Raw genomic sequence first — 16,828 nt, forward strand, 5'->3', positions numbered from 1 at the left:
GTGCCTTGAAGATATCAGTGGTCGTCGAGCGCGCCCTCGCAGAGGCTTCGCACGACGTCAGTCAGAACGTGCAGGCCGGTGACGATGTCCTGGTCGGTGGTGTACTCGTGTTCGTTGTGGGAGATACCGTCGACCGAGGGGACGAAGAGCATGACGGTCGGAACGATGTCCTTCATGTTCGTGGAGTCGTGTCCGGCCAGGGTCTTCACCCGGGCGTGGGTGACGCCGCGATTGGCGGCAATCTTCTCCGCGAGGGCGACGCCTTCTGGTTGGTAGGGCATGACGGGCCAGCAGTGCGAGCCGACCTTCTCGATCTTGACCCGAGCGGAGCGTTCGATCTGTTCGAGGATCTCGTGCAGCATCCGGTCTGCTTCCTGGAGTAGCGCCTCGTCAGCAGAGCGCAGGTCGAGCAGCAGGTTGACGCGCGACGGAACGACGACGGGCGAGTTGGGGTAGACGTCCAGCTGACCAACCGAGGTGTGGACGGCACCGTCGGGGAAGTGGTCTGCAATTTCCCGTGCTGCGACGACGAGCAGGGAAGCGCCGAGGAGGGCATCATGGCGGTCAGCGATGACGGTGGAACCGGTGTGCGCCTGTTCACCGTGAACTACGAACTCGTACTTGTTGGCGGCCCAGTTGGAATCGACGACACCGATAGCGATGCCGTCGCGTTCCATGCTGCGGCCCTGTTCGATGTGAATCTCGGCGCAGTAGGCTGCCTGTGGCCCGACGCCTTCGCCAAAAGCGTTGGTTGATACCAGCGCCTCACGGACGGTAATGCCTGCTGGGTCGGTGGTGGCCAGTGCCGCGTCAAGGGTCATCTTGCCGGTGTAGACGGAACTGCCCATCATCGACGGCTTGAAGCGGGACCCCTCTTCGTTGAACCAGTTCACGACTGCGAGGTTGTAGCGGGGGCTGACGCCGTTCGCCTGCCATTCGACCGCGAGACGGGACGCCGCGTGAGCTGCGGCGAGGACACCATAAGCGCCGTCATAGCGCCCGGCGGTAGGCTGGGAATCGAGGTGGGATCCGACGACGACATACGGCTTACCGGCTTCGAATTCCAGCAGTCCGAACTGGTTACCAATCTGATCGAAGCTGACGGTGAATCCGTTCTCAGTGAGTAGCTGGGTGAACCAGGCACGCTGCTCCCCGTCTGCTGTCGAGCCGGCCTGACGATCGACCCCTCCCCTGGCGGTGGCGCCGAAGGTGCTCAGCGTGGCGAAGTCCTTGAGGAAGGTAGCGTCTGCCCTCTCGAACTCGGATGGATCGGTTTCGGGTACGGCGCCGTTGCTCATTTGATGGTCCTTGTCTAATTGTGGATCCGAACAATCGTCGCAGTGGACCGTCTCAGAAGCACTGGAGGTTATCAACCGTTTACATGCCGCGCGCTGTGTGCCTGCACAACCCAATTGTGTCAGCCCAGCTGATGCGAACAAGGGTTCAAATGCCACCCTCACCGCGGCTAATCCGCCATCGTTGAGGCACTGGACGTCCAACTCTCCTTTGGCAGCCAGAGGAGACTTTATGACAAAACTCCACCACGTTCCGCTACCGAATAACGTGTGGAGACCGCTATGCTATGGAGCTGCTGGCCGCAATCCGGCCAAACGCTTGCTCTTTGTTGTGAAGGGCCGAGTGGCCGACGACGGGAGCTTCCTGTGCCCTCGGACGGCTGGCTGGCGGGGGAGCCTGTACTGGATTCGAAGGGGGTGCACTCACCTGATGAGTGGCCGCCCCCCGGCGCCGTGCTTTGCCGACCGTGATAACCTCACTGGCACAAGGCTCTAGAGATTATGCCGTAGGGCCGGACAAACTACGTTGAGCACAACCCAACATTAAGTTGGGCGGATGACAAGTACCGATCTGCGTGGTCAAAGCGATAAGACGTGAGGACCCGAATAGACGAGCTATCGAAGGCATCTCCGGGAATATGCTTCGCTACAGCACCGTCGCGGTCGTAGCGATATGGTGCGAGATTTGCTGGCGTTTGTTATACGTAGGGCTCGTTGGAGTTCGGGTTGCATACTGCGCTCGATAGCTGGCAAGCCCCGGCGTGGTGATGAACTTGGATGGGTTTGCCCTATCAGACGTGTCCAGCTTGGTCATGGCCTCCAGTAGCTTGCTGGGCTGAGACCCTTCAAACTGCCGCTTCTCGTCAGAGACAAAATGCTCCACCCAAAGCGCCCTGCTCGCGGTCTCAACGAATGTAAGGTGAATGACTGCGGCTCCGAGAGGACCCCCGGAGTCGTTGAATTTTCCTGGCAGCAGGGTGTAGTCAGAAAAGCCTGGGCGTCCTTCGTGCGTGAAGTAAAGGTGAGCGGTTGTGAACTGCTCAGTTCCCAAATAATCTGCATTGCGCACCTCAGTACGGAAGCTATCGCGAACCTCCACTGATCGACTAGAACCGACGGCAGCCGAATAACCTGCTGGATCGGCGCTTGCATGCAAAAAATGAAGAACTTCATGTCCTGACGTAGCTGCAGAAATACTAGCTGCGGGAAGATGCGACGACCGTATTGAAAGGCCAAGACTCCGGTTAGGGTGATCTCCCAAAAATGTATGAATGTCAGCCAAGCTTGTGCCGGCCCTAACTTCTAGTGTTGGTCTCGTCACCGACGCATCAGCCAAGAACGGTACGACATCTGTAAGCCAAGCACCCACCGCAATACTGTTTTCGAACCCCTTCTTCGACGGATTGACGATTAGATAGATCTCCATACCTGACTGCTTAAAAGCTGTGAGAGCTCTAATAAGGTCTCTGCATTTTACGGCTACAGGTTCCAGAATCGGGAAAACGTTCTGTACGCCGATGCCCGGCCTTGCCGCAACATCTTCTAATGCTCGGCACTCACCTTGGCGCGCGTACAGGTATGGAAAGTACATGGTCCCCCAGAGTTAGTTGTAACCTATATCACATCATCACTCATGAATGGAGATATTCAAAACTCATGGTCCTGCAGGGGCGTGAGTAGCCTACGGGCTAATCGTGCACGAGCTGCAGCAGTCATTTCTGTTCCGTACGCTAGTGCTCGAAGTGATGGAGGAAAACCAATAGTCGAGGCTAAAACGGCGCCACGCATTCCTCTTCTTTTCAACTGACAAAGGGCTTCCTCGTGAGCGACTTTGACCGGAAGAGTAGCAAACAGACCCTTGGTTCTAAGCCACAAGTCCCCCGAAGGTACATCGACTTCATAGCCAATGGTCCGCCTTAAGGCATCCAGAGCTTCTTTCTGCCTGAGTAGTTGGAAGATCGAATCTTGCTTTAGGGCGGACAACCCACTATTGCCGGGCCTGACAACCGATAGTGAACCGCTCCGGCGAACTCCAATTATGCCAACCCCGAGGGGTACAACCTTCTCGGCTTCAGTTGCCTTCTCCATAGACGTCACCACGTTGACGTATTCGAAGCGTGACCTGTAATCGTTTAGCTGAGAGGGCAAACGCGAGAAACTATCGAAATCTGTCTTAATCTCATAAGCCGTGGAAGTCCCATTAAAGATCACAAGATCTGCGATCGAGCGTCCAGATGGGACCTCTAAGAGTGCAGACGCTGTTCCCGGGTTATGTATCCCGAAGATGATTTTAGAGACGAGCTTGTTCTTGAAGAAGTACTCGTTTCGGTAGGACGAGCTGAGCGCATCGTGCGCGGCATTAAACGCATCACCTAGCGTAATCGAGGGATCTTCGGCAACTTTCATCTCACTCAACACTCTGAGTCGAGTAGCTGCAGCCGACCCCAAGCCCAAACCTCCCAGACTGGAAAAGACAGAGGTGGAGAACACCGAAGACAGACGGCCTGCAGCTCTCGCCCGAGTCATTTTGTTCCTCCATGTTCCACCCATGGGAGTATAGGCTCTCGTACCATAGCTTCATTCTAGGATCGCAGGAAGTGCGGCGTCGCGGCAACGAAGCCCTCGAGCGTTCACCGGAAGGACCCCGATCGACGCTGATCCTGCCCCTAGATGCATCAGGAGGGCGACGGTGCTATGAGACCGTTTGATAGCGCAAGCCTCTACTATCTAAGACCTGAGACCCTCAACGGCGAGGGAGCTGGTCTTCGGGGGTTGAACCTCAGCGGCGGCTACGTCGATACGTCCACCCCGATGGGCTCAATGTTGTTCACGATCATGGTGGCGCTGGCGCGGATGGATCACGACATTAAGCGAGATCGGATCGTCGACTCGATCGGGAAGCGGCGGGAAGGACCTAGGAGGAAGGGACGCCTAATCGGTGACAGTAAAATCCGAAGCACTCTCAGGCTCGTTGAGAGTGGTGAGCCTGCCTCGTAGGTCGCCCGCGACCTTGGGATGTCCCGCGCAACCTCCTACCACCCGTCACGAGAGCTGAGCGCGAAGTAGAAGACGCCCTTTACCGCTGCGAAAACGGCGCCGCTTAGCGGTGCGACTTACAGATGAAGTGTCCGACCGTGGGTCTCGCGGTAGCGCTAGAGCTAGGGTTATGACAGTTGTCGCGCTCCTCGACAAAATGAATGGTGAGTTCCACCCATCAATTAGAGCTTTGCATGACAAGATGAGGCGTGCGCATTGAATCTGTCGAAATCCGGAACTTCCGCAAGCTATATTCAGTCCGACTGGATTTTTCGGGAGAAACTACTCTCCTCGTAGGGGCTAATAACAGCGGGAAGACGTCAGCACTCATTGCGCTTCGTTCCTTCCTCAAGGATGGAATTAGGGCATTTGGGAAAAACGACCTTACGCTCTCTCGCTGGCGCGATATTAACGACATCGGCACGGCATGGTTACTCGATGATTGTTCGCCCTGTGCCAAACCTGGCATCTGGGATGAGTATCTCCCCAGCCTCGATGTATGGCTCCGTGTCAGCGACGTGGAAGTTCATCGGGTCAGCGCCCTCATCCCGACCTTGGACTGGGCTGGCGGCCTGGTCGGTGTTCGCTTCGCAGTAGAACCCGTTGATGAAGACGAACTCGCTCGTTCCTTTCGGGAAGTTTCGCTAAAGAGCCGGACGCTAAGAAACCAGTGGCGTGACACTAAAGCCACTAGCTTTGACGACGCGTCCAGGTCCGAAGACGCAGGCGCAGCAGCGTCATCAGAGGCGGAGGGGCTGTCGATATGGCCCGAAAACTTGATCGACTTCCTCTCCCGGGACTTCCAGAAACACTTGAAGATTCGTTACTACGTGCTCGACCCGGCAAAGCTCCGTGGGCCCAGCGAGGACGCCGCGGTGGTCCAGGCTTTGCCGGAAATGGCGGAACCCCTGGCATCGAATCCGCTGGAGCATATCGTACGAATCGACGAGATCAACGCGCAACGCGGACTCGGCGACGTTACCGACCAGGCGCGCGACGGCGCCAGTGGGCGAGTCTCGGATACCGCGCGTCTATCCCGCCAACTCGGCGACTACTACACACACCACCTCGACCCCTCCGAAAGTCCGGGGCTCGAGGACCTTGAGGCTCTCCTGACTATCTCCATCGCGCAAAAGCAGTTCGACGCGCGCCTGGAGGAAGCATTCAAAGTTTCCTTTGACGAAATGGCGACGCTGAGCTACCCGGGGATCACAGACCCTAAAATTCGGGTCGCGTCCAAACTCAGTGCTTCCGAAAGTCTGAACCACGAGTCCGCGGTGTCCTTCGCTCTCGACATCGCTGGGAGGCCCGCCACTCAGGACATGCACCTGCCAGAAGGGCAAAATGGGCTCGGTTACCAGAACCTGATCTCCATGGTCTTCCGTCTTATGAGGTTTCGGGACCGGTGGATGCGAGTCGGAAAGGCGCTCACAGCCAATCCGGATCAACGTATCGAACCAATCCACTTGGTGCTCGTGGAGGAGCCTGAGGCCCACCTGCACGTGCAAGTCCAGCAGGTGTTCGCAAAAAAGGCATTCGAGGTACTCCGACAACACCCCAACTTGGGCGGTAAAACTGACCTCACCACGCAGCTTGTCATCAGCACCCACTCCAGCCATATCGCCCACGAGTTGCCCTTCGAGAGTCTTCGCTACTTCCGTCGACTTCAGGCCGGTGCTCAGACTGCTGTTCCAACGTCGACAGTCATCAACGTAGGAAACGCATTCGGGTGCACGGCTGTGACGCAGCAGTTTGTGACCCGCTACCTTCGCGTACAGCATGCGGATGTTTTCTTCGCTGATGCTTTGATTCTGGTTGAAGGCGCTGCGGAAAGGATGCTGATTCCGCACTTCATCAAAAATGGGCACCCGGCTGTGCACCACGCGTATGTCACCATGCTGGAAATCGGCGGAAGCCATGCACACCGCCTCCGCCCTCTAATTGACGCGTTGAAAATTCCCACCCTCGTCGTTACGGACCTGGATCCTCAACTGGATAGCCACAGCACACCAACGGCCCGCGACGCCAAGCAGAAAACCGGCAACCCGACACTTAAGAAATGGTTGGCCTACGGAGACGACATCGATGTGCTGCTGGACGCTCCGGCAGACAGCAAGGAGCTCCCCGGGGATACGCAATTCGCGGTTCGGTTCGCGTATCAAATACCTGTTACGGCACCTCTGCCCAACGGCGCCTCTGGCGAGGCACTCCCGACGACGTTCGAGGACGCCCTTGCATTTGAGAACGCCACCTTCTTCAGGGCACTCACGGGTATCGGGTTGACGAAAAAATTCGCTGAGACCATGGCCACGGCGTCGGGTGTTACTTCGGCTGCCTTAGATCTTCACAAACACTTAAGATCAGGAAGCAAAGCGGAACTAGCCCTTGATGTGCTTGCACATCCCAACTTTGACGCGATGCGCCCGCCGCGATATATCCAGGAGGGCCTCGACTGGCTTGAAGCGAGACTAACTAAGCCCATAGCACTCGACCTTGAGAGTGCCGAACATGCCGAGTGACCCGTCAGTCGACGACCACGTCGAGGTTGAGATCGCGGAGTGCCTTAACCTGCGGTCGACCCGATCTTTTTTCCTCTACGCCGGCGCCGGGTCTGGGAAGACACGTTCTCTTGTCAACGCAGTGCGACACGGCAAGGCCGAATGGGGACGCGAGCTGGCGATCCGCGGACAGCAGGTAGCGGTCATCACATACACAAACGCCGCCGCCGCCGAAATCTCTAGCCGGCTTGACTTCGATCCGCTTGTCCGGGTTTCCACCATCCATGCCTTCTCTTGGGACCTCATACGCGAGTTCCAAGAGGATATCCGCAATTGGATGAAGGCCGACCTGACCGCGAAGATCACCGAGTTGGGATCGACGTCAAGCAAAGCGGGCTCTAAAAAGGAAACGGATCGCGTCCGAAGGCTGCAACAAGCACAAGACCGGTTGGGGAAAATCGACGAGATTCGCCGCTTCACCTACAGTTCCGCCAGCGAAATCCGGGGCCGGGAGACGCTCAGCCATTCACAAGTAATTACGCTTACTGCGCACCTGCTGACCAGCAAGCCGATGCTCGGGCGGATTCTGACCGCCAGACACCCGATTCTGTTCATCGATGAAAGTCAAGACACCAACAGTGTGCTGCTTGAAGCGTTCATGCAAGTGGCGGTGGAGCGAGAGGGCGAGATCGTTCTAGGGCTCTTCGGCGACACTATGCAGCGTATCTACAACGACGGCAAAACCGACATAGCCGAGTCGATCCCTTCGAGCTGGGCGACCCCCGCGAAGGTCATGAACCACCGCAGCCCCGAGCGGATCGTGCGCCTGAGCAACCGCATCAGATCCGATGTTGACGGCCATCCACAAGAATCCCGCGCCGACCGTGGCGATGGATTCGTTCGCTTGTTCATCGCAAGAACCGGCTCCGATACGAACGCCGTCGAAAGCTATGTCGCTGAACAAATGGCATCAACGACGCAAGACAGGGGCTGGGTAGATCCTTTCACCCCGGATGCTGAGCCAAATGAAGGCCCTGCCGTCAAACGGCTCATCCTTGAGCACAGCATGGCCGCTCAACGCCTCGGCTTCGCACACTTGTTCAAGGCGTTGTCGAAGCTCCAGACTGAGCGAACCAGTCTTCTGGATGGATCAATCGCTGGCCTTCAAGTGTTCTTGAATCAGGTTGATCCCCTCGTGGACGCGCATAGGAGCCAAGACATGTTCCGCCTGGCTCGCATTGTTCGAGAGAACTCGCCCCTCTTAGCCAAGAATGCTCTGGCCGACGCTTCGAAGCACGAGGGCGCATTGAGACAGATTCTCGATCAGAGCCAGGCCGCCGTCGACCGACTCACTGGGCTTTGGGATGCGAATGTCCCTCCGACGCTGGGTGAGGTCGCAGCTGTTTTGGAGGAAACGGGCCTTTTTCCTTTGCCCGAGGCGGTGAAGACGGCCGTGATCACAGGTGGCCCCTCCGGCAGCGATGATCCCGTCAATGACGAGATAGGCGCGTGGCAAGAATGCCTCAATGCCCCGTTCAGCGAGGCGATCCAGTACGGATCATACGTCAACGGACGGTCGCCGTTTGCGACCCACCAAGGTGTTAAGGGGCTGGAATTCCCGCGGGTTATGGTCGTTATCAGTGATGACGAAGCTGGCGGTTTCCTGTTCAGCTATGAGAAGCTCCTCGGTGTTAAGCGTCCCACAAAGGCTGATGCCGACAACGCCCTTGCCGGTAAGGACACGTCCATAGACCGCACCAGGCGACTTATGTATGTCACGTGTAGTCGAGCTACGAAAAGCCTCGCCATCGTGGCATACACAGCCGAGCCGAATGCGCTCCAAACTTTTGCTGCCGATAACGACTGGTTCGCCGCGGAAGAGATTGTCCTGCTCTAGAAGAAGACCGCTGCCAACAGCGGCTCGAATTTTGCGAAGAGTTTTTCCGGATGAAGCCGGTACCAACCATCGGGGTGAAGACCAAGTGCCACATGTTTACCTTCCGCTGTGCCACTCATGCAAAGCGATCCACCGGGTATATCCGCCCCAAGCCCAGGAATGGTTGGGACTGCTGAAGGCTCGATTGACGACTTCATTGATTCAACAGAAGGTCTGTAGCACCCTGTTACGGATGTTTCGCGATGAAATCCCAAACAAGGTGCTGCAACCTGACTTTTGGTGAAGGTGGCGCCCTAAGAGAGCCAGTTCGATGTCGTCTACGCGAACTTCAGACAACTAAAATCGATCGACCTTTTGCCGGGCCCACCAAGGCTCGAGCAGGACGCAGCAGTGCCCGTAGGTTTTGGTCACAGCCAGCAGCTGAAGCTCATCGCCTAATCAGGAGCAAGTTGCCGGTATGTATCGACAGCCAAAGGATTAAGCGGCAACGTGGAGCAGATTAGATCAGAGCCCGATGGTGCTGACTTGGCCACCGATCTTTCGGGTCACCATCATCAATCCTCAGCTTGAAATACGGATCCCTGAGTAAAGCCCGTCCCACTAGAACCGCCTCCACGCCGGCATCCAACGCTTCCTTCACAGCCACTGCATCAGCGATCTGACCGACCGGCGCCACTGACAACCCAGAAGATGCAGCCAGCTGAACGGCGTAGTCGACATTGAGTCCCGTGCGCTGGGGTGGTGGCGCGGTCGGAACCAGGGCGCCCGAGGAGACGTCCAGAAGGTCGATACCCAGACCGGCCAACTCGGATGCAAGGACTGCTGCTTCCTCGAAGGTGATCCCGCCGTCTGCCCAGTCAGTTGCGGTCATCCGCACAAACACCGGCTTGTCCTCGGGAAAAGCATCGCGCACAGCCTTCGACACCCGCAGCGCCAGCCGCATCCGGTTCTCCAGCGAACCGCCGTAATCGTCGGACCGCTGGTTCGATAGTGGTGAAAGGAACTGGTGCAGCAGATACCCGTGGGCCGCATGGATTTCGACGACGTCGTATTTGGCACGGTCGGCCAGGCGCGCAGACTCCGCGAAAGCCTCCACCACCACGTCGATATCCGCCACGGTCATCTCCCGCGGAACGGTCAGTCCACCAAAGGGGACAGCCGAAGGAGCCCCCGGGGTCCATCCGCCGTCGTCAAGTGACACGGGACTGTTCTGCCCGCCGCCCTGCCACGGCACCTGATGCGAGCTCTTTCGGCCCGCACACTGCAGCTGTACAGCGGGAATCGCCCCATTGCTGCGAATGATCCCTGCCAGACGGGTATGCGCTGCCACCTGGTCCTCGCTCCAGAGACCCAGATCCGCAGCGGTCGTCCGATGGTCGGGACCAATGCCGGTGGACTCCACCATCACCAGCCCACATCCGCCGACGGCACGGGACCCGTAGTGCACCAGATGCCAGTCGGTCGGCACACCATCGGTCTTGGCCGAGTACTGACACATCGGTGACATCCACACCCGGTTGGGAATGGTGACGCCGCGCAGCGTGAGCGGAGTGTTCACCGTGGTTCGGCTGGTGGTTTCCATCAGTTTCGACCTCCCTGAGCCGACGCGACCGGTTCTTTTGCTGCGGCGGACAGGCCGGCCAGCAGCCCTGCTGTGAGGCAGGTGCGTTCCAGCATCCCGTCGATACTGATCCACTCGGTCCGGGCGTGCGCGCCGTCGCCGACCGCTCCCAGACCATCCAGCACCGGCAGGTCGAGTGCTGCCGCAAAGTTGCCGTCACTGGCACCGCCGACCGAGGTCTCCTCCAGCGGGAACCCGAGTTGTTCGGCGACGGCGAGCGCCTCACCGAACAGGCTTGCGGTGTCTTCGGACCGGACCATGACCGGACGGTTCCATCCGCCGGTGACTTCGACTGAGGCTTTGGCGTTATGTGGCGTCAAGCTGGCCAACACTCCATCGATGCGCTGGGCTTCCTCGTCGGAGGACACCCGGACGTCGATGTTGGCGGTCGCCAGGCCAGCCTTCACGTTGGTGCGGGTACCACCCTTGAGCAGACCGACGTTGAGCGTGGTGCCGGCCTCCAGGTCGGCTGCGCCGTGAAGTTCAAGGACCAGGCGGGCGATTTCATCGACAGCGCTGACCCCAGCATCGGGATCAAGACCGGCGTGGGCTTCTTCCCCGCGGACCTGGACCTGGAAGATGCCCACCCCTTTGCGGGCCGTCTTCAGGGCCCCGTTGGCACTGGCTTCAAACACCAGCACGGAGTCGCCTCGCACCACTTCTTCCTCGATGACGGGGCGGGATACGGGGCTGCCGATCTCCTCGTCACCGTTGAGGACCAGCCGCAGATTCGGCCGGGGCAACCCGAGAGATGCTGCAGCCTTCATGGCCCAGACCAACTGGATCAGCCCGCCCTTCATATCAAAAGCGCCGGGTCCGGTGAACCTGTCGCCGTCGACAGTGGCTGGCCAGTCGGCAAGGGTACCGGCGGACCAGACCGTGTCGTAGTGACACAACGCCGTGACCCATGGACCGCCGTCGTCGTCGGCTGGGTAATCCAGGATCGCCACGTCACCCAGCTCGCCGCCGTCGACCATGCGACGGGACGCGGGATCGCCAATCCGGCGGCGCAGCCATCCTTCGATCCATTGCAGGCCCTGATTCAGCAGGTTTTTGTCATCCGAGGGGGTTTCGGCGCTGACGTAGTCGGTGAGGTCCTGGACCATGGCGTCGCGGTGCTGGGCAACCCAGCCGGGCAGGGAATTGAGAGTGCTCATGCGTGGGCTGCCGCCTTTGTGTCGAGAGCTGTCAGGTGCTCTTCGGTCATCTGGATGGACTGGGTTTCCAGTTGCTGGATCAGGGTCACCAGTTCGGTCAACAGGGGCGTGTTGACGCCGTGGTCGGCCCCCAGTTGAATGACCGGAAGGTATTGGGTTGGCACCTCGGTGGGGCGCTTCCGCACCGCAATGTCGCGCCAGATCCCGGAGCGGGTTTTCGTCTGGGTAGCGAGCCACGCAACGAGTGCATCCGTCGCCGCAGCATTGCGGGCCGGATCCACGCCTCGCCGGTAACACTCCGGATCGAACGCGTCGAAGCCCTCCAGCTCTATCCCTTCCTTCGCCGCGACATCGAAGACCTCGGCCGCGAGGCCGTTCATGGCGGGCCGGTGCGCGTCAATCAGCTCGCTCATGTCGCGGTCGGCGAGGGCCGTAGCCACGAGCATGGCACCGAAGCCGAGCTTGGACCACAGGAAACCCGCCACATTGTCCGTCACCACGGGTGTCCCCCAGTGCTGCAGGTCCTCGGCGAGCTGCCGGGTGCGGTCGCTGGGTCCGCCGGCGTACTCGCCGAGCGCCATACCTCCGCTGCCGCCATCCTTGATCACTCCGGGTTCCAGCACGTCGGCGAATAGGTCAACGAACGCGGCCACGGTGCGTTCTTTACCGATATGCTCCGCGATGGTTGCCTCGTTCAGCCCATTTTGCAGCGAGGCAACAAATCCGTCGGCGGAAAGTCGTGGAGCGATCCACACGACTGCCTTGTCGGTGGCCTGCGCCTTGACGGCAAGGAGGACGCGGTCCAGCTGCGCCGGTGCGTCGTCGAGACCGTACACCGGCACCTCGGCGGTCAGCGTGCTCTCCGGGCCGCGGATCTGGAGGCCATTGGCCCTGATCGCGGCGACATGCTCGGGGTCGGCGTCGACCAGCTGCACGGGCACGCCGTGGGCGTGCAGGTGAGCGGCAAGGGTGCCACCGATCGCTCCCGCACCGACAACTGTGTAGGGAGAGGTGTTAGTCATGCTGTCCTTTCGGGGAATCCGAGCCCTGGGCTGGCCAGTGCAACGGAAGGTTCATGGTGCCAGCGGAAGATCCGCCGTCCACGCGCAGTACTTCGCCGGTGATCCACTCGGCCTCGTCGCTGACCAACCACAGGACGGCCCGGGCAATGTCGTCCGGCTCGCCCCGCCGTCCCAGAGGATTGCCGGAGACCGCTGCCGCATAGTCTTCGGTGACGGGGTTGGCTGCGCTGTCCACGGTGACGAACCCGGGCGCCACGGCGTTCACGCGGATGCCGAGCGGACCCAGTTCCAGGGCTGACGCCCGGGTGGCCATCTCCAGCGCCGCCTTCGAGGTGGAGTACGGTGCGGCGCCGGGACGAGCCCGCAGCGCCGCGCCCGAGGAGATGTTGACGACGTTGGCCCTCCGGCCGGCGTCGATCACCCGGTTGGCCAGGGCCACGGTCGCGAGGACCGGCGCCCGGGTGTTCAGGGTGGCGACGGCGTCCCAGGTGTCAGCGTTCAGGTCCAGGAACGGCGTCGCCGGGTACACCCCGGCCGAGTTGACCAAGACATCCACGGGAGCGGAACCCCAGGCCTGCTCGATCATGGCCTGCGGGCCATCCCCGAGCCGGAGATCGGCAGTGATGGTGCCGACGTCGTCGGACCCTGCCTGGGTGCAGGCGGCCGCCACGCCGGCGAGCGCCTCGGCGCTGATATCAACGAGGGTGAGGCGCTCCCCCAGGCCGGCAAACCGCAGAGCGATCTGCCGGCCAATTCCACTGGCCGCGCCAGTGACGACGATGTGGCGTCTCAATCGAGCTTCTTCCCCTTGGTTTCGGGCATCGTCAGGTAGACCACGACGCCGATGGCCGCAGCGATGGCGCAGTAGAGCCAGACCAGACCGCCGTACCCGTTGGTGTTCATCCAGGTGGTGATGTACGGGGCGGTGCCACCGAAAATGGCGACGGCCATGGCATAGGGCAGACCGATGCCGGTGGCGCGGACCTCGGGCGGGAACTGTTCGGCCATGATGACCGCACAGTTAGCCGAGTAGCCCAGCAGGAGGATCACGCCGATCAACTCGATGAGCAGCAGCATCCAGAAGTTGCCGTTCAACATGGCAAAAGCTGGCCAGGAGAAGAGCAGGAACCCGGCGGCGAAGGCGGTCATCGTGGGTTTGCGGCCGATCTTGTCGGACAGGATGCCCGCGAACGGCAGCAGGACCAGGAAGACGCCAACGGCGATGAAGTTCGCGGTGAGAGCCTGGCTCAGCGGGATCCCCGTGGCGACGGCAGCGTAGGTCGGCATGTAGGAGACCCACATGTAGTAGAGCAGGGTGCCGGCGATCGTGATGCCGAAGACCCGAGCGGTCTCCTTGGGGTGCTTGGTGAACATGGTGAAGACCGAGTTGCGTCGCTGTTCGGTGGAAGCGTCCGCTGCAGCCTTGGCATTGGTGAAGGAGTCAGTTTCCTCAACGGAGGACCGCAGCCACAGGCCAACCAGGCCCAGCAGAGCCGCGAGAATGAAGGCAAGCCGCCAGCCCCACGAATCCAGCGCCTCGGGCGAGAGAGTGGAGGTGATGATGGCACCCATACCGGAGGCGATGAGCACACCGGCGCCTACCGAGACCTGCTGCCAGGAACCGGCGAATGCACGACGGCGAGGTGCTGCCGACTCGACGAGGAACGCCGAGGAGGAGCCGAACTCACCACCGGCAGAGAAACCCTGGATCATGCGGGCCGCGACCAGGATCATCGGAGCCAGGATGCCCACCTGCTCGTAGGTGGGAGCGAAACCGATGACGGCCGTTGCGCCTGCCATCATGCCGATGGTGAGGACGAGGCCCTTCTTCCGCCCGTTGCGGTCGGCGTAGATGCCCATCACCGCTGCGCCTACTGGCCGCATGATGAAGCCGACGGCGAAGATTGCCAGGGTGGCAAGCAGTGCGGCTACCGGGTCGCCGGGTGGGAAGAAGTGGTGGGCGAAGATCGAGGAGAACGTGGTGTAGACGGCCCAGTCCACCCATTCGACCGCGTTGCCGATGCCTCCGGCAATAATGGCCTTCTTTCCGCGGGCGGAAAGCTTGGTTTCGTGGACCTCTTCATGCGTCAGTTGAGAGCTCATGGGGTGTTTTTCCTGGTATCGAGTTGGGATGCGACATGGTGTGCCAGATCGGCGTGGGTGGTGACCCAGACGTCGTCGAACGAGCGGATGTGCTTCATCAGTTCGTCGAGGACGATCAGTCGTGAACGGTGGCCAATGATGTGCGGGTGCATGGTGAGCTGGAAAGTGCCCCCAACCGCGTAGGCGGCGTCGAACTCGTCCTTCCAGATCTGGATCAGCTCGCGGGGCGGCATATAGGGGCGCAACGAGGCGAAACGATCCATCATCAGGTACGGGGCGTCGTCCCGGATCCATTCGACGGGGATTTCGACGACGCCGGTCGGCTGGCCGTCGGCGAGGAGTTCGTAGGGTTCGTCGTCGGCCATCAGGGAGGAGTCGTAGGCGAAGCCCAGTTCCTGGATGACCCGGAGGGTGGAATCGGAGAAATCCCATGAGGGGGTGCGGATGCCCGTCGGCCGGCTACCCGACTGGGTCTGCAGGACGTCGACCGCCCGGCCCAGCAAATCCAGTTCCTGCTCGTAGGTCAGGAGCGTGTTGCGTTCGTGGATCCAGCCGTGGACTGCCACCTCGTGACCTGCAGCGACGTAACCGGGCACCTCATCCGGCCTTAGCAGCGCACAGACGGCGGGGATGTAGAACGACGCCGACGCCTCGTGCCGCTTCAACAGGTCGAGGATCCGCGGGACGGCAACCCGCGCCCCGTATTCTCCCTGGGCCATCTTGCCGGGGGACGTCTCTCCGTCGCGCAGGGCCGGCGTCTCGTGGTCCGAGTCGAAGGACAGCAGGACAGCTGCTGTCGCACCACCCGGCCATCGCTGGGCCGGGTCTGTGTGGGCTAGAGGTTTCCCTGCGCGGACGCTGTTGACGTGTCCGCGCCACTGGGATTCGGGCCAGCTCCACGGCTGGGAGTCATTCATGAGTGCTCGTTTCCTCGGTGGAATCGTTGTGGACCGAGCCGTATCCGTGTGGTGCAGCTCTCACCTAGAACAAGTTAGATGAGATCTGTCACTCACGCAAGGCTTAATGACTAATTCGGTCATTAAGGACATCTTTCGTGATTATTTCCTCTTCAAAGAGAGCCCTTACGAGCCGGCTGCCCTGTATTGTCGAGCTATGGCTCCTGTAAAAGCGGCAGTGACGGCGTCGACACCTGACCGCAACACCTCCTCGGTTCCTCCGCGTGAGCCGCCACCCATGGATCAAACGGATCTGGATATCGTGGCCGCACTGCAGATTGCACCGCGCGTTCCCGCTAACGCTCTGGCCGAGATTTTAGGGGAACCAGCCAGCACCATTACGCGCCGCCTGAAACGCCTGCAGCAGGACCGCCTAATGAAGGTTATTGGCCGCTTCGCCTGGCCGCTGGTGACTTCAGGGAACCCTCGTCAGCTTTGGTTCAAGTGCCAGCCTGGGCGGGCGCTCGAGGTTGCTGAGAAGCTGCGAGATTTTCGGGAGATCCAGTTTTTGTTGGTCACCTCAGGTAGCGCTGATATCTACGCCGACCTCTATCCCCTCCACGGGTCCGACATCAATGAGCTGCTGAGCCGCAGCATTCCATCCATTCCCGGCATCGCGTCCATTGAGAGCCAACTGGTACTCGAGTCAAAGCGAGTGGGACACTCCTGGCGCCTGGACAGACTCGACCAGGATCAGGTCGCCGCACTCGAGGTGCACAGAGTCCCGGTCAACAAGACGCCGATGACCTCGATCGATGACCTCAGCGATATCGAGTTCGGCACCTTGCTTCAGCTTGGACAGAATGCCCGGGTGAGCGCCGCCGAAGTGGCCCGGTCTCTGAGCATCAGTAGTTCATCGGCCTACCGCACTATTCAGCTGCTGCTCAACAACGGTTCCATCTCGCCCCGTGTTGAGATGGAACCTGCGGCGGCTGGGTTCTCGTTGCACGCCATCATCTCGCTCCAGATAAAGCCGAAGTTTATTGCGGCGGCTCTGGAGAACCTCAGCGTGAAGAAGTCTGCTCGTATGGTGTCAATGGTGACAGGGAAGGCGTCGATTATTTACCACGGCACGTTCAGAGGTCCAGATGAATTGGCCCACTTCATCACCGATGAGATCGGCGCCCTTTCGGGCATCCAATCAATCGACACTTGCGTTGGTCTAAATGTCCTCCGTCGATACTGGATGGACCGGGATGGCGAACTGATGGGTGACCAGGTGGAGGGACTGCTGATCCGGTAG

13 protein-coding genes are annotated in these 16,828 nt (G+C 60.2%); 4 read left to right on the plus strand and 9 right to left on the minus strand.

Annotated elements, in window-relative coordinates; translation table 11 throughout:
* Positions 1 to 14: 14 nt before the first annotated feature.
* From ACX80Z_RS05900 to ACX80Z_RS05910, 3 genes are all read right to left on the minus strand, one after another.
* On the minus strand, positions 15 to 1,298 hold the full coding sequence (locus ACX80Z_RS05900; protein WP_459315235.1) for a M20 family metallo-hydrolase: 1,284 nt from the start codon (positions 1,296 to 1,298) through the stop codon (positions 15 to 17).
* A 643-nt stretch (positions 1,299 to 1,941) separates the two neighbouring features.
* On the minus strand, positions 1,942 to 2,886 hold the full coding sequence (locus tag ACX80Z_RS05905) for a sce7725 family protein (RefSeq protein ID WP_459315236.1): 945 nt from the start codon (positions 2,884 to 2,886) through the stop codon (positions 1,942 to 1,944).
* Between the two features lie 56 nt (positions 2,887 to 2,942).
* Positions 2,943 to 3,701, minus strand: coding sequence for a sce7726 family protein (locus ACX80Z_RS05910; RefSeq protein WP_459315307.1), 759 nt, complete (start codon positions 3,699 to 3,701; stop codon positions 2,943 to 2,945).
* A 288-nt stretch (positions 3,702 to 3,989) separates the two neighbouring features.
* Here ACX80Z_RS05910 and ACX80Z_RS05915 point away from each other — a divergent pair, with 288 nt between their 5' ends.
* The 3 genes from ACX80Z_RS05915 (at position 3,990) to ACX80Z_RS05925 (ending at position 8,726) form a co-directional block, all read left to right on the plus strand.
* A complete protein-coding gene (locus tag ACX80Z_RS05915; RefSeq protein ID WP_459315237.1) occupies positions 3,990 to 4,292 on the plus strand; it encodes a recombinase family protein in 303 nt (100 codons plus the stop codon).
* A gap of 248 nt (positions 4,293 to 4,540) precedes the next feature.
* Entirely contained in the window at positions 4,541 to 6,850 is a 2,310-nt protein-coding gene (locus ACX80Z_RS05920) for an AAA family ATPase (protein ID WP_459315238.1), read from the plus strand.
* Positions 6,840 to 8,726: a UvrD-helicase domain-containing protein gene (locus ACX80Z_RS05925; RefSeq protein ID WP_459315239.1), complete on the plus strand. Its 1,887-nt coding sequence runs from the start codon at positions 6,840 to 6,842 to the stop codon at positions 8,724 to 8,726. The genes ACX80Z_RS05920 and ACX80Z_RS05925 overlap by 11 nt, the downstream gene beginning before the upstream one ends.
* Before the next feature lie 499 nt (positions 8,727 to 9,225).
* Here the strand turns inward: ACX80Z_RS05925 and ACX80Z_RS05930 are convergent, their stop codons facing one another.
* From ACX80Z_RS05930 to ACX80Z_RS05955, 6 genes are read right to left on the minus strand one after another with little or no spacing between them, the layout of a single operon-like run.
* Positions 9,226 to 10,308 (minus strand): NADH:flavin oxidoreductase/NADH oxidase, encoded by a 1,083-nt coding sequence (locus ACX80Z_RS05930; protein WP_459315240.1) that lies wholly within the window; start codon positions 10,306 to 10,308, stop codon positions 9,226 to 9,228.
* A complete protein-coding gene (locus tag ACX80Z_RS05935; protein WP_459315241.1) occupies positions 10,308 to 11,504 on the minus strand; it encodes a M20 family metallopeptidase in 1,197 nt (398 codons plus the stop codon). The genes ACX80Z_RS05930 and ACX80Z_RS05935 overlap by 1 nt, the downstream gene beginning before the upstream one ends.
* Complete coding sequence (locus ACX80Z_RS05940) at positions 11,501 to 12,526, minus strand: ketopantoate reductase family protein (RefSeq protein WP_459315242.1); 1,026 nt, start codon at positions 12,524 to 12,526, stop codon at positions 11,501 to 11,503. The genes ACX80Z_RS05935 and ACX80Z_RS05940 overlap by 4 nt, the downstream gene beginning before the upstream one ends.
* On the minus strand, positions 12,519 to 13,319 hold the full coding sequence (locus tag ACX80Z_RS05945) for an SDR family NAD(P)-dependent oxidoreductase (RefSeq protein ID WP_459315243.1): 801 nt from the start codon (positions 13,317 to 13,319) through the stop codon (positions 12,519 to 12,521). The genes ACX80Z_RS05940 and ACX80Z_RS05945 overlap by 8 nt, the downstream gene beginning before the upstream one ends.
* A complete protein-coding gene (locus ACX80Z_RS05950; protein WP_459315244.1) occupies positions 13,316 to 14,629 on the minus strand; it encodes an MFS transporter in 1,314 nt (437 codons plus the stop codon). The genes ACX80Z_RS05945 and ACX80Z_RS05950 overlap by 4 nt, the downstream gene beginning before the upstream one ends.
* On the minus strand, positions 14,626 to 15,546 hold the full coding sequence (locus ACX80Z_RS05955) for a polysaccharide deacetylase family protein (protein WP_459315245.1): 921 nt from the start codon (positions 15,544 to 15,546) through the stop codon (positions 14,626 to 14,628). Before ACX80Z_RS05955 ends, ACX80Z_RS05950 begins: the two co-directional genes overlap by 4 nt.
* 106 nt (positions 15,547 to 15,652) lie before the next feature.
* Here ACX80Z_RS05955 and ACX80Z_RS05960 point away from each other — a divergent pair, with 106 nt between their 5' ends.
* Entirely contained in the window at positions 15,653 to 16,828 is a 1,176-nt protein-coding gene (locus tag ACX80Z_RS05960; RefSeq protein ID WP_459315246.1) for an Lrp/AsnC family transcriptional regulator, read from the plus strand.

The organism is Arthrobacter sp. TMT4-20 (assembly GCF_054510775.1).

What these genes read in the sequence shown, in the direction of transcription:
- ACX80Z_RS05910 (WP_459315307.1), bottom strand. Translation starts at nt 3,701, where the DNA reads ATGAAAGTTGCCGAAGATCCCTCGATTACGCTAGGTGATGCGTTTAAT.
- ACX80Z_RS05905 (WP_459315236.1), bottom strand. Translation starts at nt 2,886, where the DNA reads ATGTACTTTCCATACCTGTACGCGCGCCAAGGTGAGTGCCGAGCATTA.
- ACX80Z_RS05925 (WP_459315239.1), top strand. Translation starts at nt 6,840, where the DNA reads ATGCCGAGTGACCCGTCAGTCGACGACCACGTCGAGGTTGAGATCGCG.
- ACX80Z_RS05935 (WP_459315241.1), bottom strand. Translation starts at nt 11,504, where the DNA reads ATGAGCACTCTCAATTCCCTGCCCGGCTGGGTTGCCCAGCACCGCGAC.
- ACX80Z_RS05950 (WP_459315244.1), bottom strand. Translation starts at nt 14,629, where the DNA reads ATGAGCTCTCAACTGACGCATGAAGAGGTCCACGAAACCAAGCTTTCC.
- ACX80Z_RS05955 (WP_459315245.1), bottom strand. Translation starts at nt 15,546, where the DNA reads ATGAATGACTCCCAGCCGTGGAGCTGGCCCGAATCCCAGTGGCGCGGA.
- ACX80Z_RS05930 (WP_459315240.1), bottom strand. Translation starts at nt 10,308, where the DNA reads ATGGAAACCACCAGCCGAACCACGGTGAACACTCCGCTCACGCTGCGC.
- ACX80Z_RS05960 (WP_459315246.1), top strand. Translation starts at nt 15,653, where the DNA reads ATGACTAATTCGGTCATTAAGGACATCTTTCGTGATTATTTCCTCTTC.
- ACX80Z_RS05915 (WP_459315237.1), top strand. Translation starts at nt 3,990, where the DNA reads ATGAGACCGTTTGATAGCGCAAGCCTCTACTATCTAAGACCTGAGACC.
- ACX80Z_RS05940 (WP_459315242.1), bottom strand. Translation starts at nt 12,526, where the DNA reads ATGACTAACACCTCTCCCTACACAGTTGTCGGTGCGGGAGCGATCGGT.
- ACX80Z_RS05900 (WP_459315235.1), bottom strand. Translation starts at nt 1,298, where the DNA reads ATGAGCAACGGCGCCGTACCCGAAACCGATCCATCCGAGTTCGAGAGG.